22 protein-coding genes and 4 pseudogenes are annotated in these 23,053 nt (G+C 66.8%); 6 read left to right on the top strand and 20 right to left on the bottom strand.

The features are described from left to right. From ABS52_00130 to ABS52_00105, 6 genes and pseudogenes are all read right to left on the bottom strand, one after another. A pseudogene (locus tag ABS52_00130) lies at positions 1 to 587 on the bottom strand (hypothetical protein). Between the two features lie 476 nt (positions 588 to 1,063). Beyond that, complete coding sequence (locus ABS52_00125) at positions 1,064 to 1,441, bottom strand: hypothetical protein (GenBank protein ODT05467.1); 378 nt, start codon at positions 1,439 to 1,441, stop codon at positions 1,064 to 1,066. 273 nt (positions 1,442 to 1,714) lie between these two features. Next, the gene (locus ABS52_00120) at positions 1,715 to 2,335 is read right to left on the bottom strand and encodes a hypothetical protein (protein ODT05466.1); all 621 of its coding nucleotides are present in this window, start codon (positions 2,333 to 2,335) and stop codon (positions 1,715 to 1,717) included. A gap of 196 nt (positions 2,336 to 2,531) precedes the next feature. Then, a complete protein-coding gene (locus ABS52_00115) occupies positions 2,532 to 2,921 on the bottom strand; it encodes a hypothetical protein (GenBank protein ODT05465.1) in 390 nt (129 codons plus the stop codon). Beyond that, positions 2,918 to 3,514, bottom strand: a complete 597-nt coding sequence (locus tag ABS52_00110) for a maltose acetyltransferase (GenBank protein ODT05464.1) — start codon at positions 3,512 to 3,514, stop codon at positions 2,918 to 2,920. The genes ABS52_00115 and ABS52_00110 overlap by 4 nt, the downstream gene beginning before the upstream one ends. 164 nt (positions 3,515 to 3,678) lie before the next feature. Further along, positions 3,679 to 4,242, bottom strand: a complete 564-nt coding sequence (locus ABS52_00105; GenBank protein ID ODT05463.1) for a deaminase — start codon at positions 4,240 to 4,242, stop codon at positions 3,679 to 3,681. Positions 4,243 to 4,560: 318 nt separating this feature from the next. Between ABS52_00105 and ABS52_00100 the strand changes: the two genes are divergently transcribed. Then, positions 4,561 to 4,926: a transcriptional regulator gene (locus ABS52_00100; GenBank protein ID ODT05462.1), complete on the top strand. Its 366-nt coding sequence runs from the start codon at positions 4,561 to 4,563 to the stop codon at positions 4,924 to 4,926. A 23-nt stretch (positions 4,927 to 4,949) separates the two neighbouring features. Continuing rightward, positions 4,950 to 5,432, top strand: coding sequence for an ATPase (locus ABS52_00095; GenBank protein ODT05461.1), 483 nt, complete (start codon positions 4,950 to 4,952; stop codon positions 5,430 to 5,432). Here the strand turns inward: ABS52_00095 and ABS52_00090 are convergent. The 12 genes and pseudogenes from ABS52_00090 to ABS52_00035 form a co-directional block, all read right to left on the bottom strand. Beyond that, positions 5,417 to 5,878 (bottom strand): hypothetical protein, encoded by a 462-nt coding sequence (locus ABS52_00090; GenBank protein ID ODT05460.1) that lies wholly within the window; start codon positions 5,876 to 5,878, stop codon positions 5,417 to 5,419. The genes ABS52_00095 and ABS52_00090 overlap by 16 nt on opposite strands. A 143-nt stretch (positions 5,879 to 6,021) precedes the next feature. After that, a complete protein-coding gene (locus ABS52_00085) occupies positions 6,022 to 7,833 on the bottom strand; it encodes a Na+/H+ antiporter NhaA (protein ID ODT05459.1) in 1,812 nt (603 codons plus the stop codon). Further along, entirely contained in the window at positions 7,833 to 8,183 is a 351-nt protein-coding gene (locus ABS52_00080; GenBank protein ID ODT05458.1) for a hypothetical protein, read from the bottom strand. The genes ABS52_00085 and ABS52_00080 overlap by 1 nt, the downstream gene beginning before the upstream one ends. Positions 8,184 to 8,584: 401 nt before the next feature. Continuing rightward, positions 8,585 to 9,205 carry a hypothetical protein gene (locus ABS52_00075; GenBank protein ID ODT05457.1) on the bottom strand — a complete coding sequence of 207 codons (621 nt, stop codon included), beginning with the start codon at positions 9,203 to 9,205 and terminating at the stop codon, positions 8,585 to 8,587. Positions 9,206 to 9,451: 246 nt separating this feature from the next. Next, positions 9,452 to 9,748 carry a hypothetical protein gene (locus ABS52_00070; protein ODT05456.1) on the bottom strand — a complete coding sequence of 99 codons (297 nt, stop codon included), beginning with the start codon at positions 9,746 to 9,748 and terminating at the stop codon, positions 9,452 to 9,454. A 134-nt stretch (positions 9,749 to 9,882) separates the two neighbouring features. Then, positions 9,883 to 10,296, bottom strand: a complete 414-nt coding sequence (locus ABS52_00065; protein ODT05455.1) for a hypothetical protein — start codon at positions 10,294 to 10,296, stop codon at positions 9,883 to 9,885. 115 nt (positions 10,297 to 10,411) lie between these two features. After that, positions 10,412 to 10,651, bottom strand: a complete 240-nt coding sequence (locus ABS52_00060; GenBank protein ID ODT05454.1) for a hypothetical protein — start codon at positions 10,649 to 10,651, stop codon at positions 10,412 to 10,414. 63 nt (positions 10,652 to 10,714) lie between these two features. Next, positions 10,715 to 10,972, bottom strand: coding sequence for a hypothetical protein (locus ABS52_00055; protein ODT05453.1), 258 nt, complete (start codon positions 10,970 to 10,972; stop codon positions 10,715 to 10,717). Between the two features lie 1,254 nt (positions 10,973 to 12,226). Beyond that, positions 12,227 to 12,370, bottom strand: a pseudogene (locus ABS52_00050) (addiction module antidote protein, HigA family). A 2,678-nt stretch (positions 12,371 to 15,048) separates the two neighbouring features. Further along, positions 15,049 to 15,318, bottom strand: coding sequence for a hypothetical protein (locus tag ABS52_00045; protein ODT05452.1), 270 nt, complete (start codon positions 15,316 to 15,318; stop codon positions 15,049 to 15,051). 112 nt (positions 15,319 to 15,430) lie between these two features. Continuing rightward, positions 15,431 to 15,781 carry a hypothetical protein gene (locus tag ABS52_00040; protein ID ODT05451.1) on the bottom strand — a complete coding sequence of 117 codons (351 nt, stop codon included), beginning with the start codon at positions 15,779 to 15,781 and terminating at the stop codon, positions 15,431 to 15,433. An 11-nt stretch (positions 15,782 to 15,792) separates the two neighbouring features. Continuing rightward, positions 15,793 to 16,020 (bottom strand): hypothetical protein, encoded by a 228-nt coding sequence (locus ABS52_00035; protein ODT05450.1) that lies wholly within the window; start codon positions 16,018 to 16,020, stop codon positions 15,793 to 15,795. A 409-nt stretch (positions 16,021 to 16,429) separates the two neighbouring features. Between ABS52_00035 and ABS52_00030 the strand changes: the two are divergent. From ABS52_00030 to ABS52_00015, 4 genes and pseudogenes are all read left to right on the top strand, one after another. Further along, a pseudogene (locus ABS52_00030) lies at positions 16,430 to 16,769 on the top strand (transposase). Between the two features lie 17 nt (positions 16,770 to 16,786). Further along, positions 16,787 to 17,704 carry a transposase gene (locus tag ABS52_00025; protein ODT05449.1) on the top strand — a complete coding sequence of 306 codons (918 nt, stop codon included), beginning with the start codon at positions 16,787 to 16,789 and terminating at the stop codon, positions 17,702 to 17,704. Between the two features lie 244 nt (positions 17,705 to 17,948). Then, positions 17,949 to 19,501 (top strand): annotated as a pseudogene (locus ABS52_00020) (transposase). 1,511 nt (positions 19,502 to 21,012) lie between these two features. After that, positions 21,013 to 21,303, top strand: coding sequence for a hypothetical protein (locus ABS52_00015; GenBank protein ODT05448.1), 291 nt, complete (start codon positions 21,013 to 21,015; stop codon positions 21,301 to 21,303). Positions 21,304 to 21,613: 310 nt separating this feature from the next. Here ABS52_00015 and ABS52_00010 read toward each other — a convergent pair whose 3' ends face one another. Together ABS52_00010 and ABS52_00005 are read right to left on the bottom strand one after the other, a co-directional pair. After that, positions 21,614 to 21,925 (bottom strand): hypothetical protein, encoded by a 312-nt coding sequence (locus ABS52_00010; protein ID ODT05447.1) that lies wholly within the window; start codon positions 21,923 to 21,925, stop codon positions 21,614 to 21,616. Further along, positions 21,909 to 22,217: a hypothetical protein gene (locus ABS52_00005; GenBank protein ODT05446.1), complete on the bottom strand. Its 309-nt coding sequence runs from the start codon at positions 22,215 to 22,217 to the stop codon at positions 21,909 to 21,911. The genes ABS52_00010 and ABS52_00005 overlap by 17 nt, the downstream gene beginning before the upstream one ends. Positions 22,218 to 23,053: the final 836 nt, after the last annotated feature.

Genomic DNA, 23,053 nt, shown 5'->3' with positions numbered 1-23,053 from the left:
GTCGCCTGCTCCGGCGACATGTAGTGCGGCGTGCCCAGCGACAAGCCCGTCTCCGTCATCCGGCCGCCCGCCGCAGCGCTCACCGCGAGCGCAATGCCGAAGTCCGCGACGATCGCGCGACCGTTGCGCAGGAGGATGTTCTCGGGCTTGATGTCCCGGTGAATGACGCCTTGCTCGTGCGCATACTGCAACGCGTCCGCGACCTCGGTGGCAATGCTCACCGCCTCGTCGATGCCGAGCTGCTGCTCGCGATCGAGCTTCTCCCTGAGCGTCTCACCCTGTATGTACGGCATGACGTAATACAGGAACTCCATGCTCCCGCCGGGTGCTGCTGTCGTGCGGCCGCTATCGTACAGCGGCAGGATGTTCGGGTGCTGGAGCTGCGCCGTCGTCTTGATCTCCTGCACGAACCGGTCGGCGCCGAGCACGGCGGCGAGCTCGGGGCGCAACACCTTGAGCGCGACCTTGCGGCCGTGCTTCAGGTCCTCGGCGAGGTAGACGGTGGCCATGCCGCCTTCGCCGAGTCGGCGCTCGATGCGATAGCGATCGGCGAGGGCGGTAGAGAGTTGCTCGGTGATTTCAGCCATGCACTTCGCCGTTCAGCGTGCAGTGTGACGCTGCGTTGTGGGCCGGGCCAACTCGTCGGTCGATGAGCACGAAATGGGAAGGCCGGTCCGTCGGGCCAAGGTACGCAGTGCTCCGGAGGGCGTCCAGACGAGGCGCGCACGCCGCATCCGCCTTGCCCAACGGTCGAATACCGCAGGCCTACTCTTGTCCCGCCTTGGGGAGATCTCTTCAGCGACGCGGACGACGTTGCGCCTGAACCAGTATCGGGCGGCGGCCCGCCGCAGAACATCGGACACGGGCGGCGCAGACTCCTCGCCCAGCCCGTCCTGGCCGCCCGCAATCGCCCCTGCCTGTGACGGCGCGCACGAGTGCCCAAGCGTTGGGGGTGAGCGGCTCAGCCATGCTACAGGGGAGGCCAAGGACGCCGACGCATGCAGGGCGATTGAAATGCGACCTCCCTGCTCCGAAGCCCAGTGCTGGACGCGTCGAGCAGCAACTAGGCGCCTCCCGAAGCGCTGCTCTGCAGGCGTACCCAGCGAATACCGGCCGGTGAGTTGGACTCCCCTGCCAGCGGCCCTGCCCGCTCCGGCGGTGCAGGGTGTGGGGCGACCGGACGTGCCGACTGGCTGCCGACGTAGCGAAGCTGCTGGTCATCGCTGATGGAGACGACGAGCCAACCCTCATCGGCGAGGTGACGCTGCGAGACGGGGAGCCGAAGCGACCAGGCGACGGACTGGCGCACGCGGGCGAGATCGAGGGTGCTGCTGGCGACGACGGCAATGGAGTCGTCGCTCATCAGATCGAGCAACCGTACGCGGAGCACGGTGGTTGGTCGGAGCGTCGTCGTATCACCCCAGTAGGCGATGCCCCGCACGGTGATGCTCGCAGCTTCTGCTGGGCCGAGCTGGGGTGCCGGTGGTGGTGCGGTCTGACTCCGAACCCGGATGACCGACGCGAGGATGGTCACCACGACGAACGCGATACCGATGCGGGCTGCGGCACGTAGCGCGTGCGATGAAAATGAAGGAAATGGCATCGGCGCCTCAGTATGGGATGCTGCCCGACGAGCGCGTCCACAGCAGGTGCTCCAATAGAATGCGCGGGCGCATCCCGTTCTACCCTTCGCATCGGGTGGCGGGAAGCGTCGCTAGCCAAGGCGCACGGAGCGCGCGAGCCTGTCGGCGCCCTCGGCTGCTCGCACGCGGCGCCGAATGCGGATGGCGCCCCGGAGCACCAGCCAGCAGACCATAAGGCCGATGGCGAGGTCGGGAATGGCAGAGTCGAGGAGCGCCACGAGCGCTCCCGCCAGAACCACGCCGAGGTTGGCCTGGACATCGGTGGCGGAGAAGATCCAGGCGGCCTGCAAATGCACTTCACCGTTGCGGTGACGGCGCAGGAGGGCGAGGCACCCGATATTGACGGCGAGCGCGCCGAGGGAGATCCCGATCATCGCCGGTGGCTCCGGGGCGCTGCCCATGATGGCCCGTCGCGCGAGCTCGAGGATCGCGAGGACCGCGAGTCCGAGTTGCACCCGCCCCGCGAAACGCGCCGCGCTGAGCTTCCGGCGCTCCGTGGCGCCGACGGCGAGCAGCGCCAACAGGTAGACCGCCGCGTCGGCGCCCATGTCGAGGCCATCGGCGATCAGCCCCATCGATTCGGCACGCCACCCGCTGACGATCTCGACGAAGAACATCACGCCGTTGAGGAGGAGCAGGATGACCAGCGCGCGCCGTCCGAGCTGCTCGCTATGCAACGATGTGTCTCCCACCGGTTGACGCCCGCGCACAGCTGCAAATCAATGAACGACAGTGCGAGCGCGGGACGCTACACGACTTCATTCGACAGTGTCGGCGCCAGCGCCACGCTCACGATCACGGTAGAGGCCATTGATGGTCCCCACGTCGACCTCCTCGACGGGTGTGACAGCTCCAACGTGTGCCTGGCGGGGCATCTGCCTGGATGCTTCAGGGAATTGGAGCACTCACGTCCGCCGTCTGGCAATCAGGGGGGCAGTTGGGTCCATTGGGGCGCGAGTGGGCGTAGACCAGAGGCGCGATCTCGGTCTGCCGCGACAGGCCTCCGACACGAACTGTCACGAGGAGGCGCGTGGCGATGAGGTTGGGGAAGAAGATGTCCTGGCGACACTGGCCGGCGTCGGTGGTGCAGTCGAAGACGTATGTGACGTTGCTGCCGGGAACGCCCACCTCGACCCGAAACGGCTGCGACGGCAGGGCGGACAGATGCAGGCGCACGCCACTCTCGCAGCCGATGAGCGTGCAAACCTCGCTCGCGGTGGAGCAGCCGAGCAGGACGAGTGCGAGCAGCGGACGCACCAATGCGGCTCCTCGCATCACAGCTCTCGCTGCACGCGGCAGGGGCGGCCAAAGGCGAGCGTGTTCGGCGGCACGTCCTCGGTCACGAGACTGCCAGCGCCGACCGTTGCGTCCGCCCCGATCGTCACGCCCGGGAGTACGATCGTGCCAGCGCCGAGCCAGACACGGTCGCCGATGGTGATCGGCCGAGCAGAGGTCCGGTACGGCGCTCCCTGCCCGTCCGGATTAGGCGGCGCGACGCGATCGCGGGCGCGTAGCGGGTGCGTCACCGTCAAGAGTTGCACGCCAGGGCCGATCAGCACGTTGGCGCCCACCCGGATCTCGGCGGAGTCCAGAAATACGCAGTTGACGTTGACGAAGGTGTCGGCGCCGAGGTAGACGTGCGCGCCATAGTCGCAGAAGAACGGCGGCTCGATCCAGACGCCCGGCCCGACGCCGCCGAGGAGGGCTGTGAGCACCTCGGCCCTCCCGACCCCATCGGCCGACGGCGTCGCGGCGAACTTGGTGAGCAACGCGCGGGCGCGGTGCGCGAGGGCGAGCAGCTCCGGGTCTCGGGAATTGTACGCCTCGCCGCGGAGCATCCGGCTGCGCTCTGACTCTGGGCTGGTCGGCATGTACGAACGTCGCGGCCTATCGTGAGCTTCTGCTGCAGACCCTCGACAAGTTGCGCCTGTGTGGGACGCACTACAAGTGCGTGGCCGTCAGCGGCACGCGGTCGACAGATCGGCCGCTTGCTGAGAGCGCTGTGAGGACGCGGCGGGGCTGTTCCTCGAACACTCTACCGGTGATTGCCGTCCGGCGGGTCGTGAGGGTGGGCAGGAACATAGGTCAACCGGATCACGTCCTCGTCGATCCGGTCATGTGTCATGAGGCGGAGCCGCGGCCGGGGTCCGGCGAAGTATGGTGTGCCCTGGCCGAGCACGACGGGGTGCAAGTAGATGCGATACTCATCGATCAGGCCAAGGGCGGTGAGGGTGCGTGCCAGGTCCGGGCCGGCAACTTCGATCTCCCCGTCGCGCTCGCCCTTCAACGCGCGGATCGCGGCTTCGAGATCGGGCTCGACCAGCCTGGCGTTGGGCCCGACCGACGTCAACGAGCGCGAGACGACCCACTTCGGCTGCGACCGCCACGCCGCCGCGAACACGTGTTCCTCCGCGGTCCATTCAGGCTGATCGTCGTCCCAGTACCGCATGATCTCATACATCCGGCGACCGTAGACACTGCCCGCCTGCCCCCGCGCCTCCTCGATGAAGTGGCGGAAGAGTGTGGGGCCTGGCGCAAACGCCAGATGGTCGACGTAGCCGTCCAGGGATTGGTTCATTCCGAACACGAGTCTGGCCATGTCAACTCCTTTCAGCGCGCGGCACGGCCGCCCGGTTGTGGACGATGGTTCGGGTCGCGACAGCGCCCTGTCAAATCGTAATGCCGGGCGTCGGTGCGCTGCAAGAACGGGTTAGGCATCGTCGCTCGCCACGTCACGAGGATGCAGTACGCGACGGCACCCGGAACGCGCTGCAACGGGCGCCTCACGTAGGCACGTAGGCGAGACCATCCGGGAAGCGCACGGGATCCATGGTGTCGCCCACTCCCGCCCGCGATCTGGGTCGATGCGTCGGTTGCCCTATTGCGTGCCGTCGGCCGTTGCTATATAGTGAACCATATGGTTCAGTGTCAGCCAGCCCGTATCGACGCCTCGTTCGCCGCGCTCTCCGACCCCACGCGACGTGGCATTCTGGAGCGCCTCGGTCGGGCCGACGCTTCGGTAACAGAACTTGCCGGGATGTTCCGAATGACGCTCACCGGCATGAAGAAACACATCGCTGTCCTGGAGCAGACGGGGCTCGTCAGCACGGCAAAGGCCGGCCGCGTCCGAACCTGCACCCTGGGCCCACGCCGGCTAGAGGAGGAGGCGGCGTGGATCGAACGCTACCGCCAGCTCTGGCAGGCGCGCTTCGACGAGTTGGACAAGGTCGTTGAGGAACTGCAACGGATGGAACGAGCCGATGCACGGAGCAGGCGACAGTGAGTCCATCCTTCATCACCCCCCCCATGAACAATCCCACGACAGTAGAACGAAGGTCGGAGCGTGAGCTGGTCGTCACGCGCAGCTTCAACGCATCCGCGCGCATCGTGTTCGAGGCCTGGACCAGGCCCGAATTGATCACGCGCTGGTGGACGCCGAAGTCGTTTGGCATCTCGTTCGTGTCCTGCGAAGCCGATGTTCGTACGGGGGGGACGTACCGCTTCGTCTTCAGTCACCCCGACTTCGAGCAGCCGATGGCGTTCTTCGGCCGGTATGTCGAGGTCACGCCCTACTCGCGCATCGCCTGGACGAACGAGGAGGGCGCCGATGGTCCGCTTTCCACCGTGACCTTCGAGGAGGCGGACGGCAAGACGCTCCTCGTCCTGACCGAACTCTATCCTTCCAAGCAAGCCCTCGACGACGCCATCGCCACAGGGAGCACGGGGACGAGCGGGGCAGCCGAGCAGTTCGAGCAGTTGGACGAACTTCTCGCCTACGCCTCGTCGTAGGCTCTCTCGAGGGCCGCTACGTCGAGCTTCACCATCGTCATCATGGCCTCCATCACAGCCTTGACCTTGCTGGCATCCTTGTCGCGGATCAGCTCCACGAATCGCCGCGGGACAATCTGCCACGAGAGGCCGAACGGATCCTTGATCCAGCCACACGCCGTCGGCGTCGCCCCAGCCTTCACCAGCTTGTCCCAATACTCGTCGACTTCGGCCTGGTCCACGCAGTCGACGTAGAGCGACAAGCCTTCGGAGAACGTGAAATGCGGGCCACCGTTGTAGCCCATGAAGACTTGGCCACCAACGACGAACTCAGCGGAGGTGATGGGGCCGTCCTCGCCGGTGCGGGCGACGTTCCTGATCGCGGAGTCCGGAAAGGTGGCGGTGTAGAACTGCATGGCCGCGTCGAGCTGGTCGTTGAACATCAGGAACGGTGTCACCTTGGTCATCGGAGATTCTCCATGGTTGCAGGAGGTCGTAACCGAAGGCCGCCTATCCATCTGGAGGCGCGCCTCCGTGCTGTATGCTCAACGCCCGGGTTGGCCGGCCGGAGAATCAGGCACAAGCGCGTGGCGACGCCACGCGCCATCGTTCATTCTGTGCGACGCCAGAGAATGAGCGTACCGAGCGCCCCAGCGGTGAGCGAGGCCAGGAGAATCGCGACCTTTGCGGCAGCGTAGTCACCCAGGTCGGGGAAGGCGACGCCAGCGATGAAGATGGACATGGTGAAGCCGATGCCGCCGAGCGCTCCGGCGCCGATCAGCTGGCGCCAGGAATAGGCGTCGGGCTTTTCGGCGATGCCAGTGCGCACCGCGAGCCATGCGGCCGTCATCATCCCGATCGGCTTGCCGAGGACGAGACCGAGCGTGACCGCCGAGATCAGGCGAGCGCGCCCATCGAACACGCCGAGCGAGAGGGCGATGTCGGCGTTCGCGAGCGCGAAGATGGGTAGCACGACATAGCTCGACCACGGCTCCACCGAGCGCAGGAGCTTGTCGGCCGGTGACTCGATGCGCGCGTGAATCGCGTCGAGTGCGCGACGGGCAGGTTCGGAGGGACCGGGGCGCATCGGCTCTGCGGCGCGGACGCTCTCGTGGCTGATCACGACCGAAGCCTGCGCCATGAGCGCCTGCAGATTGGCTGGCGGGCGCGCGGGGATGAGCACCGCGAGGAGCACGCCCGCGAGCGTGGCGTGCAGGCCGGACTGGTGCAGGAGGAACCAGAGGCAGACGCCGCACACCGCGTACGGCAGCACCGCGTACACACCGGCCCGATTGAGCAGTACGAGGAGCAGGGTGAGCGCACCGGCGGCGACGAGACTCGTGACGTCGATCGCCGCCGTGTAGAAGAGCGCGATGATGGCGATTGCCACGATGTCGTCGATGATGACCGCTGCCGTCAGGAACACGCGCAGTTCGACCGGCACCCGGGCGCCAAGCAGTACGATGAGCGCGACGGCGAACGCTGTATCGGTGCCGATGGGGATACCCCACGCGTGTCGCAGGTCCGGCGGGGCAAGGGATGCGTAGATGAGCGCCGGCAACACGATCCCGCCAAGGGCGGCGAGCACCGGCAGCGCGCCGGAGCGCAGCGTCGCAAGATGGCCAGAGGTGAACTCGCGCTTGATCTCGAGGCCGACGACGAAGAAGAAGACGGTCAGCAGTCCATGGTTCACCCAATGGCGCAGCGGATACGTGAAGCTATCAGCGCCCCATCGGAGACCGAACGGCGTCTCCCACCAGTCGGCGAGCGCGGCGGCGAGCGGTGAGTTGCTGAGTGCCAGCGCAAGCAGCGTCGCCAGTCCCAGCATCAGCCCGGACGACGGTCCCCAACGCACGAACTTGACTGCCGCGGCCTGGATGCGGTGGCCGAGCGCGCCGAGCATCGCATCGGCGAGCGAGGTCTCGTCCCAGGGGCCGGAGTAGCGGCGCCCGTTGATGAAGAATGTCGGCGTCACCCGCGCTCCGCTGCGCTGTGCGCTCTCGATGTCCTCGCGTATGCGCGCGCTCGCCGCCGAGCGAGCGGGAGCCGTCGTGGCGCCGGTTGGCGGCAGTCCGAATTCGCGTGCGATGCGCTCGAGGTCCCCGGGGGCGAACGCCGGCCCCCGTTCCATCAACGCCTCATGAAGCTCCCAGAACCGCCCGGTGGTGGCGTACCACGTTTCCGCGAGTTCCGCCGCCTGGGTCGCGGTCTCGTCTTCGCCGACAGGCAGGTGCCGGAACACATAGCGCATCCGGTCGCCGAACCGCGTCCGCAGCATCTCGACGACCTCGTGGACCGCATGACAAGGCGCGGAGGTGTAGCTGCCGTATTCGACCAGCGTCAACTCGGCGTCGGCCGGCCCCAGGACGTGGTCGCGTGCGACGTCGACCGGCGGGGCGAGCAACTCTGGACGAACAATCATCACGCGGGATCTCCCATACGTCGAACCGGCAGACGGAAGTGGCGTGGATGCCGGTGCATGGACCTCCGCACAGCGTCGATGCGGAACGAGAGGCGACCGCACGGCGCGTAGCCGCAACCCATGCAACCGACGACCACGGTCCCGATGGTATTCGCAATGAAGTCATGCATCGTGTCGTGGGCCCCCGTCTCGTGGCTCATCATGTTGAGGTACGGCCATGGCAGGCCAACGACGTACCCGAAGATCTCTGGGCCGACAGCGAGCGTGACTGCGAAGCGCACACCGCGCGCGCGCGGGGGCGTGGAGTCGATGGTGCGTGACGGGCGATCGGTCCGCAAGAGCGGCAACATCACAATCTACCCAACGACGCCACGCTGAGCCGCCCCCGTTTCGTGGCGGCTGGGCCAGTCGAGTCCCACGCCCTCGGTACGGGAGGGCGGGGCGTGTGATACCGTGCCTCGTACTCCGCCGGGGGAACATGCTCGAGCGGAGCCGGCAAGCGCTGCGTGTTGAACCACGCGCCCCATTCCTGCGTCGCGAATGCCTCGTCGTCAAGGCTGCGCCACGGGCCGCGCCGCCGGCGTCCGCCAGGCGCCCCGTGTAGCGCATCGAGACGTACAGGGTGCATTCACTCGGTCGTGGCAGAGGAGATGGGCTCGGCGGGGCGTCCGCGCCTGCACCCAGGCATTGGCGGACACCCCGCTCAACCCACTCCGCACCTGCAGCCGTCGGCGCCAAGAGCCGTTATGCGTCAGGGCACCAGAATGCGCCAATGAGTGCTGTCGAGCACGACTCGCGCGGTGCCGTTTGTGGCGCCCAGGGAGAACTCGCGTGCGAAACGGAGCTCGGTCGGGTTGAGCCATTCGAGGTTGCGCGGGCCCCATACGGAATCGGCAGTGACGGGCGACGCAACGAAGTCGTGGTCGAACTCGAGGATGAGGCTGTCGGCCGCCACTGACCAGATCTGCAGTGTGGTCGGCGAATACTCCGCCTCCAAATCGACGTTGCCAGCGGCAAGACGGGACCCATCAGGCGCGATGACGGGGACGCCATTGCTGCTGCCAATCCAGCCGGTCCTGCCGTTCACGAACAGGTAGCGACCGCCCTCGTAGTACTGGACCTCGATGAGGTGATAGCCGACAGCGGCAATCAGTCCCCGGTAGCTGAACCAGGTGCCTGCGGGATCGTCGGGAAGCGAATCCGTGAACACGAGGGTATCGCCGCGTCCGAGTGCGATGCGAAGATGTCGACCGGTGCGCACGACATTCCCGTTCGCCGCCGTGAGCAGGGTACGCTCGATGGCCTGGGCGCAACGGTAGCTGTTCGTGAGGTCGCGGCAAATCGCGTCGGCAGCGGAGTCCGTGGGCACCACTGCCGCCGGAGCCGCCGCAAGCTCTGGCGCGCGTTGATTCGGCGACGTGTCGCCGCATCCGCAGAGGGCGAGGGTCAGGAGGGCGATGTGCGCTCTATCCATCATGCGAACGCGGCTGGTGCACGCATGACGGTATAGATCCGCTGCAGCCGCAGCAACGGGAGCGAGCGGCGCGAGCGCACACGGGATCGGCCGTCTGTTGCAGCAGGTGTCGGGCGGCACGGGTGGGCACGCTCGTGGTACGCATCAGCGGCAGAACTCATCGAAGTACAGTGTGGTCGGCGCCATGACCGCCATGGCGATGACAGATGAGTCACGCGCCGGCCGATACGCGAGACGAGCAAGACCGAAGCCGAGGGCGCGCACCTCGAGCTGGACGTGGCGCGTGCCCGGTAGCGCGAGCACGAGCGTGCCCGTGGAATCGGTGCGGTGCCAGGAGTGGGCATTGAGGCGGGCCTCTGCCGGAAGCGGATCGCCGGTATCCAGGCGGCGGACTCGCAAGACGAGCGAGTCCCGTGGTGACGCCGCCGGCATCACGACCACCCGGGAATGCGAGCGAGCTGGCGGAGGACACACCGGTCGCGCCTGGGCCCGTGCTGCGAGCGGGCCGAGCAGCACGCAGGCGATGGCCGTGAGCCGAGGAACGTGCATCGAGCGACTCGTCGAGGGAGACGTCGTCAGCGTGCGGCGCGCCTATACAGCTGGAAGTTGCGCACGGGCGCGCTGTCGGGTGCGATGGACTCCTGGACCACCGCCAGGAGCGTTCCATCGTCCGACACCACACGGCGCGCGTAGGCGAGTCGCGTGGTATCCCGGAAGGCCGCGCTGTCCAACGTGCGGTCATCCACGTGGGTCAGCGAGAACGCGTCAGGGCCGCCGTCCGAAGGCGGAAGGGTAACCCGGGATCCGTCGTTCCTGCCGCCAAAGCGGGTGCTCCGGTCCTCGGAGTCACCGAGCATGCGCCAGCGGACTTCGAGGGCGAGGTATCCGTGGTGGTCGTGCGCGATGGTGTAGCGCCCGGTGGCCGGGGGAACGCCGCACGCGTAGAGCGACAGTTCAGGAATCAGCTCCCACTCTCCGATATAGCGCATCGCACGCTCGGGGTTCCCTTGTCAGGCCAACGGCTCCGCCCAAGCTGCGGGCCGCGGCACGTCATGTCACAGCGGCCCAATCCGTCGGCCGCCGCTCGGCGGCGTCAGGCGGTGGTTAGACGGCCCTCCGCCGATTGCGATGCCGCTGCCACAGGAGCACCGGGGCGAGGAGCACGGCGGTGACAGTTGCACCGAGCAGGGCGGCGCGGAGGCCGTCGGGCGTCACCATACGGCGCAAGGTGTCGATCCCGACATCGCGGAAGGCGCCAGCCTGAAGAAACGCAAAGGCGAGACCGGTGCCGACAATGGCCAGGAGGGCCTGGATGATCTGCCAGCGCGAAGTCGGGTGGCTCATGACTGAAATATCCAGCGCGAACGTGGGAGGGGACGGCTAACGCGTTCTTCTGCTGTGAACGCTTCAATAAGACGGGGTTGTGGCGCGGCCGCCAGGCCGTCCCATGCACGCAAGGCAGGCGCCCCACAACTGCATCCTTGGCGCGTTCATCGGCAGCAAGCGGCGATATGGCGCCTGCCGGCGAACGCGGGCAGTCAGCGCTGCGAGGTCCGGCCAGCCATAGCCGACGTGGAACTCGCCGGTGGCCGAGAGCAACCGCACGGCCCCGAGATGCTCGTAGAAGCGATTCGCGGCGCGTCTGGCGCCCCCGAACAGCAGCATCGATCGCACGCCGCAGTCGAGGACGCGCTCGGCGATCGCGAGAACGAGCCGCTGGCAAGCCGCGCTGGTACGCGACGGAACCGCTGGCCGTCAGCAAGCAGAAGGGAATCCGATGTCACCACGAACGCGTTGCACATCACTTCGACGGCTGCTCCCAAGCAGAGGAGGGGCATGCTGATACAGGCAGCATTATCGCGCATGACGCAGTCCGCCTCGCCACCGTCGGTGAATCCCTCGCGCCAGTCGCCGCGCGCGTCAACGGGGTCCTTGGATCCGAACCGGAGCTTCCAACGGGAGACGCGGGCGAGGCGATCGGGCGGCCACGGGATGATGCCATCCGCGGTTGAGTCTGCGCGTAAGCGGAGGGTATCGCCGCGCAGCCGCTGGGGGGCCACACGGAGCCAGTCTCCCACAAACGCTCGAGCGACGCGCGGTACGGCCGGGAGCGCACCGCGGGAGGCAGGTGTGTCGTCACGGCCGCGGCACGCGCCGAGAGAAAGCATGATTGCAAGAAGCGCCACTCGGCTCACGATTGCCGCCTCCGTTGGGTGGTTACCTAACGCCGCCGTATGCTGCAATTCACGGTAGACACTACCTCGTGGGGTGGCGGATCGGACGTCCAAGGTCTCGAACGTCCTCGAGTGCCTCGGTGTACAACTTCGTGCGACTGCAGATGCCGGTCACGGGCCGTTCGCGGCTTTCGGGTTGGTAGGCGTAGATTAGATATGCCGTGCCGACCGCGAAGGGGTACCCACAGTCCCCGCCCCCTCGGCCAGTTGCGACTTCGAGCGTGTCGAATGCAGCGGTGGGCTTCCATTGAGCGTGGATCGCGACTGAGACGATGCGTCGATACGAGAGCGGCGCCTCTGAGCGGATGCTCAACACGGTGCCGTGGACGACGATGCTTGCCGCCCGCAACGCTTCTGTGGTGCTACCGTTGGGAATGCACGAGCAACGCGTCGTGCGCCGATGGATGGCCGCGTCTGCGCGGAGCGCACCCGGCTTACTGACGATTACCAGCGAAATACTCGCGCCAAGTAGGGCATGCAGCACGTTGAGTGCGATCATTTCTCGGACTCCGGCTCCATGTGTCGAACCTGCGGGTTCACCAGCAGCCGAATCGCATCGTGCGATTGCAGCGAGCACACCCTAGCTCGGCTGTCTGGTGCAACCCCATGTTTGGCCGAGCCTGCGCGCCTACGCGGCGCTGCCAGCCCACGGCTTGATGCGTCGGAGCACGGGCGCGAGCGCCTTCGCCCGCCGGCCGGCGATGATCTCGCCGATGCGCTGGGCCGGAACGCCGATCTCCTTGGCGAGGCGGTACTGGGAGAGCTGCATCGGCACGATGAACTCCTCGAGCAGGAGCTCCCCAGGCGTGACGGGCTTGAGCGCGGTCATCGGCGGACTCGGCATAGTGATAGTCGACGCTCTCGACGGCCGCCGGGCCGCTGGCAGTCCAGCGGAGACGGACGCGGTACTGACCGTTGATGCGGATGCTGTGTTGGCCGGCGCGATCCCCCTTCAAGGCTTCAGGCGATTCCCCGGCGGCACGCGGAGGTCATCGCGTCGCCCGTCGATCTCCAGTTGGCGCAACTTGCGTCGCGCCACGGTGGCGATGTTCGTGACGCGCCGGGTCCCGCGGCCGCTGGCGAGTGCCTCCGTATCGGCATCCCGGAACGAGACCATCGTCGCGAACAGTAACGCCGCGCGTGATCACGTCAAGCGTGGCTAGCGGCCCCGCAACCGTCGGGCTGCGGCCCAACGTTTGGGTTCATCTGCAGCCGGATTACAGCCATCGTGGCGAAGCCACCTCCTTAGCACGGCGGACAGAGGCAACCATGTGTTAGGAGGCGTGAGTGTCCGCGCCTGGCGCACAGACTGCACGGCGTGCACGCCACAACCCAAAGGCTGCCCCAAGGGCGGCACCCGTCGCAAGGTGGTTGTTGCGTTCTTGTCGGTAGGCCTCGCCGCCAACGGTGTCGACGAGCCCTCCTCTGGCGAGAAACACACCCCATCCGAGGGCGACGCCCGCTGCAGTCCACAGTATCACGCGCTTGCTGCGGGGGCCGACGCACGACACCGGCTCCGATGGCGGGCGGCGCGCCGGCGACGCCCATGTTACCTCACGCGGTCCCGCCACGACTCCGGCACGGGCGGCCGCGCGGGTTGGCACCTGTGCTTCGAGACAGTCCCCGACGAACAGCGTTAGCCAGAGCAGGATGACCCGATGGGCGAGGGCGACACGCTGACGCGCCGGTCGCCAATGCAAGGCCGCGAGTGACGAGGTCGTGGAGCGAAGCATGAGCGGCACCAATGTGTGGGTTCACCTAACGCCCAGAATGTAGTGGCCGCCGAAGTACAGTCAGCGCGCGCTCGCTAGAGCGGCTGGCAACTGCAATTGTGTGTTAGTCTGCGCGCTGGACCTACTCGTCGCTGGTCGGCGACGCGCCCGAGCAGCGAATCTGTCGCTCGACTACGGATCACCTCGCGTACGCACCACCCACGAGGTCGTAACCAAATTGGAAGAGCGATGGTCGTAGCACAACGCCGCTGGCGAGCGGGTGAGTGCCACGAAGACGCCACACCGAGGCACCCCCACAATCCTGTTCTCGGTGTCCAGCGAACGCCACGCGGACAACGCTATTCACAGAGGACGAGAGTGGTGGGAAGAAAGCTTGCATTCCGGCAGATCCCGCTCCCCCCGTAACTGGCCCGGTCGGCAGGCATTCGGCGACGATTGTCAGCCCAGCGATGGTCACCGACCCCCGCCAACTTGAGTCGGACTCTTGAAAGAGCTTGACGTCGCCGTACGTGGCGTAGTGGCCCCTGCCGCGCATGTAGGAGACGTATGCACTATCGGGCATCCAGAACTCCAAGGCCAGAAACGGGCGCCCGGGTCCAAGGTCCGTCGCCGGCATCGATGGCGCGACCCGGGCGAACCACAGCGCCGCCGCTCCGTGCATTGGCCACTGCGGGGCTCGCCCGTCAATCGAGAATACTCCCATTCGAACGATTTCGAGAAATGAAATGCCCCAGTGGTCGTGCGTGGGATGTTCGGCTAGGTAGTCCGTCGCCCAGCGAACACCGGTTATGGCCAGCTCTTTCAGCGTGATGAATCGCAATGAAGGTGGAAGTCGGTGCTGCACTGTGGTGAGATCGAAAGTGACGTACGCGACAATCTCATACGGTTGACCCACAACCCAGCGCGTCCGAGCACCTTCAGGAAGCGATGGCACCTGTGCGGCCGCGTCTCCAGCAACCAGCGCAGAGCCGACGAGCGTGACTAGCAGCGAAACCAGCCTCATTGGTCCTCCTTCATCGTTGACAATCCTCTGCCGCTGGGCCGCAGGCGGTTCGTGTGCCAGTGGAACGCACGGGGCTTTGCCGCGAAGGCTAACGTCTTAGCTCAGCAGGCGCCGAAGGGAATAGGGGCGAGCACACAATAGCTCGGCGGTCTGCTGCAGCGCATGCTGGGCGGCAGGCGCGGGCAGAACACAGCGAGCGCGAGGACTGACGATCAGGCGACTTCACGCATTCCTTGCCGTCCTAGCTTGTCTGAGCAGAGGATGCGTAGCCGGATACAAGCCGACGAGCTGGTGCCGGACGGTGCACGGCGCGCCATTGGATGCATCACTCGTGGAAGGACGCACTTGTTGACTCGGGACCGAATGCACGCCCACGTCGCTCAAACGGACGATCCGCGGCCCGCGTGAAACACAGTCTACCCCGGCTGGTGCACGAACGCGAGAAGCCGACCACCGGGTACGCTTCCCCAAGTGGTCGGCATCATCGCCAGAGGGCGTCCGATTCCCGCCGCGCCGATGGCGTGCGCGTTGCGCATGGACCGTCGACATGAGCGTGCACGCGACGCTTTCGTCAGCCACTACGCCCGAGCGCGGCCTCGGTCTAGGGTGAGGCAGCGACGGTGGTGAGGGTGCGCCGGTTCTCGTTGATTCGCGCGGCTCGAACACCGCGTGCCAACTGGTCGCCCTCCGGAGTGCCAGACAGTGTCAGCATCAGGATATAGAGCGAGCGCAGCGTGCGTACAACCGATCCGCTGTCTGCTGCGGCGTGTGTTAGCGAGCGACCAAGTAGCCGAGTAGCGCCGCGACGGAGCCGACGGCGGCGGCGAGTCGCAATCGCCGACTCGTCAGAAAGGGCGCGACGGCCTGGAGGAGCAGGCCAAACAAGAGAATGAGAAACGCGCCCGAGACCTCGCGGGGGCGGGGCGCCTGCAGCCACTCGAGAGCCGCGAGCGCCGCGGCGCCAACGGTAAGCAGCAGCAGCGCCAGGAGCGCTATGCGTTCGCCCCTGCGTGCGGTCGTGTAAGCGGACGTGTCGGCCATGCGAAATCGAAAGTGGCGGTGGACTCGCTAACGTCAGAGCTCAATTGCAGCGGAACGGTATAGAGCGAGCGAAGCGAGCGTACAATGACTCCGCTGTCTGCTGCAGCACATGTTAAGCACCGCGGGCGCGTAAGGGCAGGAACGCCGCGTCCGGGTGGACGACGAAGTCGGCGATCAACGTCTGGGTATCGCGCAGGAGTCGCGCGACGTCGTCGGTCGAGCAGTTGCCGAGCTGGATCCAGATCACCTTGGGTGGAAAGCCCCGCCACACGCTGAACCGCTGGACGTCCTCGTCCTTCGAGACGATCACCAACGCGGACGCTCGCGCGTATTCCCAGATCTGCTCATCGGTGGCGGCAGGTCCGATCGCGTCACGGACATGGACCGAGCCGGGATACCCGGCCTGCAGGAGTCCGACCAGGCGCGCCGCCAGGTTCTCGTCGAACAACAGGCGGGGCGCCATGCGCGAGACCGTCAGGCGGCGGGGACGGGCATGATGCGGCGCTCACGCTCGGCCGCGAAGGCAAGACACGCGAGGATGTCCTCGTGCACGAGGTCCGGGAAATCAGCGATGACCTGCGCTTCGGTCATGCCCGAGGCCAGATAGCCCAGGACGTCGCCCACTGAGATGCGGGTGCCGCGGACGCAGGGCTTGCCGAAGCGAATGGCGGGATCGAGGCTGATCCGGTCGAGGATGCTCATACCCTGACGCTACGGTGCCAGCAGCGGCGCGTCAAGTTCAAGCGGCATCGGCGGTTACCGGACCTTCCGCGCTGCTGGTGCAGCGCCGCGCCCCGCTGGCTGGAAGCGATGCCTAACTCGAATTGGGCAGGCTGCTCGTCGAGCGGGCCCCAGCACCGCACGCCCTCAACGTCGAGCGGCGGCTCGAATAACGTCCGCCAGGTTGTCCAAGAAGTCGAGCGCCAGCCTGAGAACGCCTCCGCGCAACGCGGGAGCCCGCGGTTGCCAATGCTCATTCGGGCGTGGGCGCGGATGCGGCGTCCCCGCGGCGCGAGCACTGGGTGGCTTGCGCGGCGGTGGAACGAGCGCGCCGGCCGGACTGAACCGCCCCGGGATTACTGGAGGCTCCACTCTGTGAGAGATTGGAGCCATGCGCACATCGAAGCGGCAACAGCGGTTCAGTCCTGAGGGGCGCGAGCGCGCGATCCGGCTGGTCCGGGAGCAGACGGCGCAGCATCGCTCGCAGTGGGCGGCGATTGAGGCGATGGCCCCGAAGCTGGGGTGCACGAGCGAGACGTTGCACCGCTGGGTGCGGGAAGGGGAGCGCGAGGTCGGCGAGCGCCCCGGTCCGACGCGGGCGGACGCGGGCGGACACGGAACGGCTCCAGGCCCTGGAGCGTGAGAACCGCGAGCTGAAACGCGCGAATGAGATCCTCCGCAAGGCGAGCGCGTGTTTCGCTGCGGCGGAGCTCGACCGCCTGACGAAGTAGCCGCGTCGTACGCGACGATGTACGCGTGCATCGAGGCGGAGCGGGACACCTACGGCGTCGCGCCGATCTGCGCAGTGCTGGAGATCGCGCCGTCGGGCTATCGGGCGTATCGCGCACGACAGCAGGATCCGACGCGGCGTTCCGCGCGCGCGCAGCGCGACGATGTATGGCGCGAGCAGATCCGCCGCGTGTGGCAGGACAATCACGGCGTGTACGGCGTGCGGAAGGTCTGGCACGCGCTCCGGCGGGACGGCCACACCGTCGCACGCTGCACCGTGGCCCGTCTGATGGCCGTGGAGGGGCTGCAGGGGGTCGTACGGGGCCGCCGCGGGCAGCCGACGCGTCCGGATCCCACCGTGGACGACACGCGCGATCTGGTGCAGCGCGCCTTCGTTGCCGAGCGCCCCAACCAGCTCTGGGTCGCGGACTTCACGTACGTCGCCACGTGGCGCGGGATGGTGTACGTCGCGGTCGTCATCGATGTCTTCTCGCGGCGGATCGTCGGCTGGCGGGCGCACACCACCATGAAGACGGCGCTCGTGCTCGATGCGCTCGAGCAGGCGCTCTACGACCGCGTGCTCGAGGGCGCGCCGGGCGCACTCGTCGTGCACTCCGACCGCGGCTCGCAATATGTCTCCATGCGCTACACCGAGCGCCTGGCGGAGGCCGGGTCGGCTCCCTCGGTCGGGAGCGTCGGCGACGCGTACGACAACGCGTTGGCCGAGTCGGTGATCGGCTGGTACAAGACGGAGGTCATCCGCCGGCGCGGCCCATGGCGCAGCTTTGACGACGTGGAGTTCGCGACGCTCGCGTGGGTCGCGTGGTTCAACACGCAGCGCTTGCTGGAACCGCTGTGCTATGTTCCCCCCGCGGAGTTCGAGGCGATGTATCACGAGACCCTCACCCGCCACTCCGGGGCGGTAGGACTCAACTAACCCAGCCTCCACGAAACCCGGGGCGGTTCAATTCTCACAGACGAGTCTGGCATGTGGCATCGGGCCTCGCCCTCTCACGCCAATCAAAAGCTGGGCCCGCTAAGCAGCATCCGTCTAGTGGCTGCCTAACGAAGCTGTAGGAAAACCCCGTCGCTGCCTGCGCTGTGGACACGGAACTTCGGGCGACACGGCGGGTGTCCTCGGCAGCGAATCTGTGGCAATCCCCCGCTGCCGTCGAGAGCCCATGGCCCGCTACAAGCTGATCGACACCAACCCGCGCCTGCTGCCGGTAAACCTGGCGGCCCAGCTCCTCCTCGGCACCTTCGAGCACGCGGTCGACCACCTGCTCGACCATGCCATCGGCCTGTCGCGCTTCGACGGCCGCTTCCGGAACGACACGACTGGCGCCCCCGCGTATCCCCCGGCGGTGCTGCTCAAGGTGGTGCTCTGCGCCTACGCGCGCGGGATCGTGAGAAGCCGGGCGATCGCCCGGCTGTGCGAGGACCACGTGACCTTCATTGCCCTCTGTGGAACGCGCACCCCGCACTTCACGACGATCGCCGCGTTCGTCAGCGGCCAGGGCCCGGACATCGCGCACGTCTTCGCCGCCGTCTTGGCGGTCTGCGACCAGCAGGGACTGATCGGCCGCGAGATGTTCGCCATCGATGAGGTGAAGCTCCCGAGCAATGCGTCGAAGCGGCGCAGCGGCAAGCGCGCCCACTTCGAGCGGCAGGCGGAGAAGCTGGAGGCCGCCGCGGCGCGCATGCTCACCCGGCATCAGGCGATCGACGCCACGGAGGACGGGCCGCCCGACCCCCCGGACGGCCCCCGCCGTCACGGCGGACGCGGGACGCCGAGCGCCTGGCGCGCCTTGAGCGCGACGCGGCGCAGCTGCGGGCGTGGCTCGCCGCGCATCCCGACGACCGGCGCAGCGCTCAAGGCGCCGTGCGCCTCAGCAATCGCACCGATCCAGACAGTGCGAAGATGGCCACCGGCAAGGGCGTCGTGCAGGGCTACACGGCCGTCGCGGCGGTGGATGCGAGGGCGCAGATCATCGTGGACGCGCAGGCGCATGGCACCGGAACGGAGCAGGTGTTGCCGCTGCCCGTGGTCGCCGCCCTCGCCCCACACGCGATCGCCACGACGGTGATCACCGCGGATGCCGGCTACCATAGTGAAGCGAACCTCCGCGCCCTCGCGGCGCAGGGCCGTCCCGCGTTGATTGCGGACAACGGGATGCGGGCGCGGGACGAGCGCTTCGCGACGCAGGCCCGCCATCAGCAGGGCCCCCAACCCGCTGCACGACAAGTCGCGGACGCCGGCGCGCCTGCCGCTGTACCAGCCCCAGGACTTCGCCTACGATCCCGTCGCGCGCACCTGCGTGTGCCCCGCGGGAAAGTCACTCTATCGAAGGGGAAGAACCTCGTCATCCGGGGCTATCGTGGTACGCAGTTCCGGGGGGCCAAGCGCGACTGCGTGCCCTGTACGCATCGGGCGCGGTGCCTGCGCACGCCCGACCGCACGGCGTCGCGGCAGGTGATGTTCTTCGACGGCCCCGCGCTGGGGCGCCCGGAGAGCTACACCCGGCAGATGCAACGCCGGATCGACGCGGCGGAGGGCCGGGCGCAGTACGGCCGCCGCTTCGCGACCGTGGAGCCGGTCTTCGCGAACCTGCGCCACAACAAGGGGCTCGCGCGCTTCACGCGGCGCGGCCGCGCGAAGGTGGATGGGCAGTGGACGTTGTTCTGCCTGGTCCACAACATCGAGAAGCTGGCCCACGCAGGGTACGCCGCCTAACGGGCGGGCGCCGCACCCGCCGACGCCGGGAAGGCACCGTGGGGCGCATGCGTTGGCGCCACGCCCTGCTCTATCCGCTCCGCCAATCGCTGTAGCGCTCATCGCGCGACCGTCGGCCTTCGAACGGGGCCTATCCTACAGCCTCAACGTCCAAGCGCAACTGCCAACGAGGGGAATAGTGCGAGCGCAGCGAGCACACAATAGATCGTTGGTCTGTTGCGGCGCCAGTTCGACGGTCCGGCACGCTACTACGGTCCAAGCGATCTGTCGCGGCAGGCTCGCAGGAGTGTAGCGCAGCCCGCCGGCGGTTGCAGTGGGCTATAGGCAGTGCTGCATAGCAGGGTTTGCTTGACTCCCCTTCTATCCGCCTATACTGTGTCACCCGACCGGCTGTGGAATGTCAACCCTGTAACGCAAGGAGTAGAGCGATGAGCAAAGGCCTATGGCTGGCAGCGGTGGGACTCAGCCTCCTTCTGCCGATGCGAATTGCTCCCTCCGCGAACGGTACGCCGACCCTTCGCGCGAACGACGCCTGTGCGGATGGCTCATGTATCTTCGCAGCGAATCAGATCTGTGGAGGTGGTACGCATCGGCGAGCGTTCCAGTAGGAGTGGCGTTTGGTTTCACATCACGCCCCACTTGCGTGGCACCGCTGCCCACCGAGTCGGTGGTTCTTCACCGTAGCGTGCGGCTTGGCGATCGCATGCGCTGACGCTGACAAGACGGATTACGGTGCGTCACCGGTACCAGGCGACGTAACTGAACGTCGTTGGTACGTGTCTTGGAATGACACATCAGCGCAGGGTACGGGCGTTGGCAGCGAGGCCCTTTCCGTAGGAGCGGTGCTCGTGAGTGGGAGTACGGTTGTGACTGGTTCGTATGGCTCGGCGGCCTTGGTCGCGATCGACACAGACGTCGGCAAGGTACGCGAGCTCGGTAGGCCCGGCGATGGACCAGGGGAGTTCCGATCTCTGCATCGTATCAGACGTTGCGGCGAGGCCGAGGTTGTTGCACAGGACTTTGCCAACGGACGCGTGACATTTGTGACTCCGCAACTCGAACTGCGCGCGATAATCGCGGTGCCGCCGCGGGTCCTCGGTGGTGAACTTGTCGCATGCGCGTCGGACCGAACACTTCTGTTTGTCAATGATCCGCCTGAGGTGCCGGGTGATGGCGTCTACACGGTCGACCAGAGAGTCTACGCAGTCCGCACCTCCGATGGCAGCGTGTCGCTACTGGGAACGTGGTCAATAACGCAGATGGTCTTTGACACTCGACTGGGCGTGTTTTTCCCGCTGCCCCTAGGGAATCGCGCATTAGCGGCTGGCGCTGGAAGTGCGCTGCACGTCATAGATGCGGCGACTTGCAGCGTAACGGTTTACCGAACTCACGACATTCCGGTGAAACGTCGCGTCGTGCAGCACGAACTGGCACGTCCCGTCGCTCTTGCTCGCGCTCGCGCGCGCATCGTCGACGCCATGGCGGATTCCATAACGCGCCGTAAGGTCCGAATGGCGATGGAGCGGACGCCTTCCGGACGCGCTCAACCCTGTGCGGAGCAGGCTGTCGGGACTGCCGACGGCGACTTCTGGCTTCGCCTCGCGTCATCCGATGTCGACACGACCGCGACGTGGCTCCTCATCGACCGCGAGCTGCGGCCACAATTTCGGCTGGCGCTGCCTTCGACCATGGAGGTGATGGACAGTCGGGGTGACGCGGTGCTTGTGCTGGATAGGGCGACCGATGACGGGCATTTTCAGCTCCTGCGGACCTGCATGCCCGGCGATGGCAACTGCTTGTGAGTAGCGTGGACATGTTGAGGCGCGGCGCGCGGCATCGCTGTATCCTGCGGCCGGCGACCGCGGTGAGAGCATCTCACTAACTCGCATCCCGGTGGTCCTGCCCGGTCCCACCTAGGGATCCATCGATCAGGCTACTGATGACACGCTTCACTCGGAGTAGGACCATGGGAGCAGTCGGGTGGCATGGGCCTGCACTCGACCTGGTGCCACGCGACAGCTGCCAACTTGGTCCGTCGAACGTTGAGCGTCAGCTGCGGTCGAACGGAATAGAGCGAGCGAACTGTAGATCGTCCGACTGCTTCATGCGATGCTATACGCTCGCGCGCCGACGCGTGCGAGCCGCCTTCCGCTCTTGGGCGATCCGCTCTGCGAGATAGACCTTGAGCAGGCTCTGATAGGGCACGTCGCGCTCGTTGGCGAGCACCCGGAGCTCTTCGAGCATCGCCTGCGGGAGTCGGAGCGAGATCGTGGCCGTCGACGGCCGCAGCTTGGCGAAGCGAACCGGCTGCGCCTTGCTCAGATCGAGATATTCAGCCGCGTCGTGGGACATCCAGAACGCGCCCGCCTCCTCGTCGGAGCGGAACTTCGGGATGGTCTTGAGCTTCTTAGCGGGCTTGGGCATAGCGGCGACGCTCCAGGCGACTCATGTCGCGGACGGAGATGATGCGGATGAGCTTGCGGCGCACGGTGAAGGCGGCCGTGAGGAGCCGCCCGGAACCGGTCGGGCCGAACACGAGGAAGCGGCGCTCGCTGGCCGAATGCTTGTCGTCTTCGAGGAGGACGAGCGGGGCGACGAAGAACATCTCCTCGGCCTCGCCCTGGCTGACGCCATGGCTGAGGACGTTCTTCTCGGTGTTCCCGGCATCCCACTCAACGCCTTCAGCGTTAGCGAGGAGGGCGGCGAGGTCGAGCATGGTCTAAGTATATGCCAATCATATACAGACCGCAACCGCGCGAGCGACCGTCTCGGATGCGTATAACGTCCGGGTTCACCTGCAGCCGAACTGAATAGAGCGAGCGCAGCGAGCGTACAACGGCCCGGCCGTCTGCTCCAACTAGAGTTAGGTTGCGGGCGGTCGCGTCGTGGGTTGTCGTTCTGACGCGCCCGCCGCCAGATCGGACAATGGCGCAAGGCCGGCGGACAGTTCGGGACGCAGGGATGTAGAGAGGACGTCTGGATCGGGAGAGGAGCGGGAAGTACGAGTAGCCAGGTGCACGGCGGCTGCGGCGGAGAGTGCGCCAAGGCAAGGTACAAGCGCCGCCGCTCCCCATCGGAATGAGATCGGTCCCTCTGCCCGCGACAGGGCGTTCAGTAGCGCGAGCGCGGGTACGGCGGATCCAGCGACGGCACCCCAGAGAGCCGCCTTGCCTCGCGACAGGTGAGCATGGTGTCGACCGCGCTGCATCCAACCGAACACGACACCGAACGCTGCACCCGCGACCAAGCCCCAGGCTGCGCCCGATGCGGCGACACGCGGAAGCACGTCGGCGAGCTGCGTCGTTACCGACCCTCTGGGGGTGGTTCCGAGCAAAGCGACTAACTCGACTGCTGTGTACGTGACGGCCCATGCGCCGCCCCAGAGAAGCGACGACACGCCGATGGAACGGAGTCGATGCAATGGACGCACCGCGCAACCTCCTTCGGGAGCAACCTAGAAAGTATGACTGGGCTGGCCTCCGATGTTGGCGTGGGTTAGCTCCTCACGTGTTCAGCGGAGTTGCCAGAGCCACCTGCGACGGTGCGACTGTC

The organism is Gemmatimonadetes bacterium SCN 70-22 (genome assembly GCA_001724275.1).
In the GTDB taxonomy this organism is placed as follows: domain Bacteria; phylum Gemmatimonadota; class Gemmatimonadetes; order Gemmatimonadales; family Gemmatimonadaceae; genus SCN-70-22.
The sequence above is the reverse complement of the archived record's forward strand: the minus strand, read 5'-3'. Positions and strand labels throughout refer to the sequence as shown.

Excerpts from the sequence above, each read along its gene's own strand:
- ABS52_00080 (ODT05458.1), bottom strand. The coding sequence starts at position 8,183 with ATGTTGCCGCTCTTGCGGACCGATCGCCCGTCACGCACCATCGACTCC.
- ABS52_00035 (ODT05450.1), bottom strand. The coding sequence starts at position 16,020 with ATGAGCATCCTCGACCGGATCAGCCTCGATCCCGCCATTCGCTTCGGC.
- ABS52_00025 (ODT05449.1), top strand. The coding sequence starts at position 16,787 with ATGTACGCGTGCATCGAGGCGGAGCGGGACACCTACGGCGTCGCGCCG.
- ABS52_00110 (ODT05464.1), bottom strand. The coding sequence starts at position 3,514 with ATGCCGACCAGCCCAGAGTCAGAGCGCAGCCGGATGCTCCGCGGCGAG.
- ABS52_00055 (ODT05453.1), bottom strand. The coding sequence starts at position 10,972 with ATGCTGCTGTTCGGGGGCGCCAGACGCGCCGCGAATCGCTTCTACGAG.
- ABS52_00015 (ODT05448.1), top strand. The coding sequence starts at position 21,013 with ATGGCGATGGAGCGGACGCCTTCCGGACGCGCTCAACCCTGTGCGGAG.
- ABS52_00010 (ODT05447.1), bottom strand. The coding sequence starts at position 21,925 with ATGCCCAAGCCCGCTAAGAAGCTCAAGACCATCCCGAAGTTCCGCTCC.
- ABS52_00105 (ODT05463.1), bottom strand. The coding sequence starts at position 4,242 with ATGGCCAGACTCGTGTTCGGAATGAACCAATCCCTGGACGGCTACGTC.
- ABS52_00095 (ODT05461.1), top strand. The coding sequence starts at position 4,950 with ATGAACAATCCCACGACAGTAGAACGAAGGTCGGAGCGTGAGCTGGTC.
- ABS52_00005 (ODT05446.1), bottom strand. The coding sequence starts at position 22,217 with ATGCTCGACCTCGCCGCCCTCCTCGCTAACGCTGAAGGCGTTGAGTGG.
- ABS52_00085 (ODT05459.1), bottom strand. The coding sequence starts at position 7,833 with ATGATTGTTCGTCCAGAGTTGCTCGCCCCGCCGGTCGACGTCGCACGC.
- ABS52_00065 (ODT05455.1), bottom strand. The coding sequence starts at position 10,296 with ATGCGCTATATCGGAGAGTGGGAGCTGATTCCTGAACTGTCGCTCTAC.
- ABS52_00100 (ODT05462.1), top strand. The coding sequence starts at position 4,561 with ATGGTTCAGTGTCAGCCAGCCCGTATCGACGCCTCGTTCGCCGCGCTC.
- ABS52_00040 (ODT05451.1), bottom strand. The coding sequence starts at position 15,781 with ATGGCGCCCCGCCTGTTGTTCGACGAGAACCTGGCGGCGCGCCTGGTC.
- ABS52_00045 (ODT05452.1), bottom strand. The coding sequence starts at position 15,318 with ATGGCCGACACGTCCGCTTACACGACCGCACGCAGGGGCGAACGCATA.
- ABS52_00090 (ODT05460.1), bottom strand. The coding sequence starts at position 5,878 with ATGACCAAGGTGACACCGTTCCTGATGTTCAACGACCAGCTCGACGCG.
- ABS52_00060 (ODT05454.1), bottom strand. The coding sequence starts at position 10,651 with ATGAGCCACCCGACTTCGCGCTGGCAGATCATCCAGGCCCTCCTGGCC.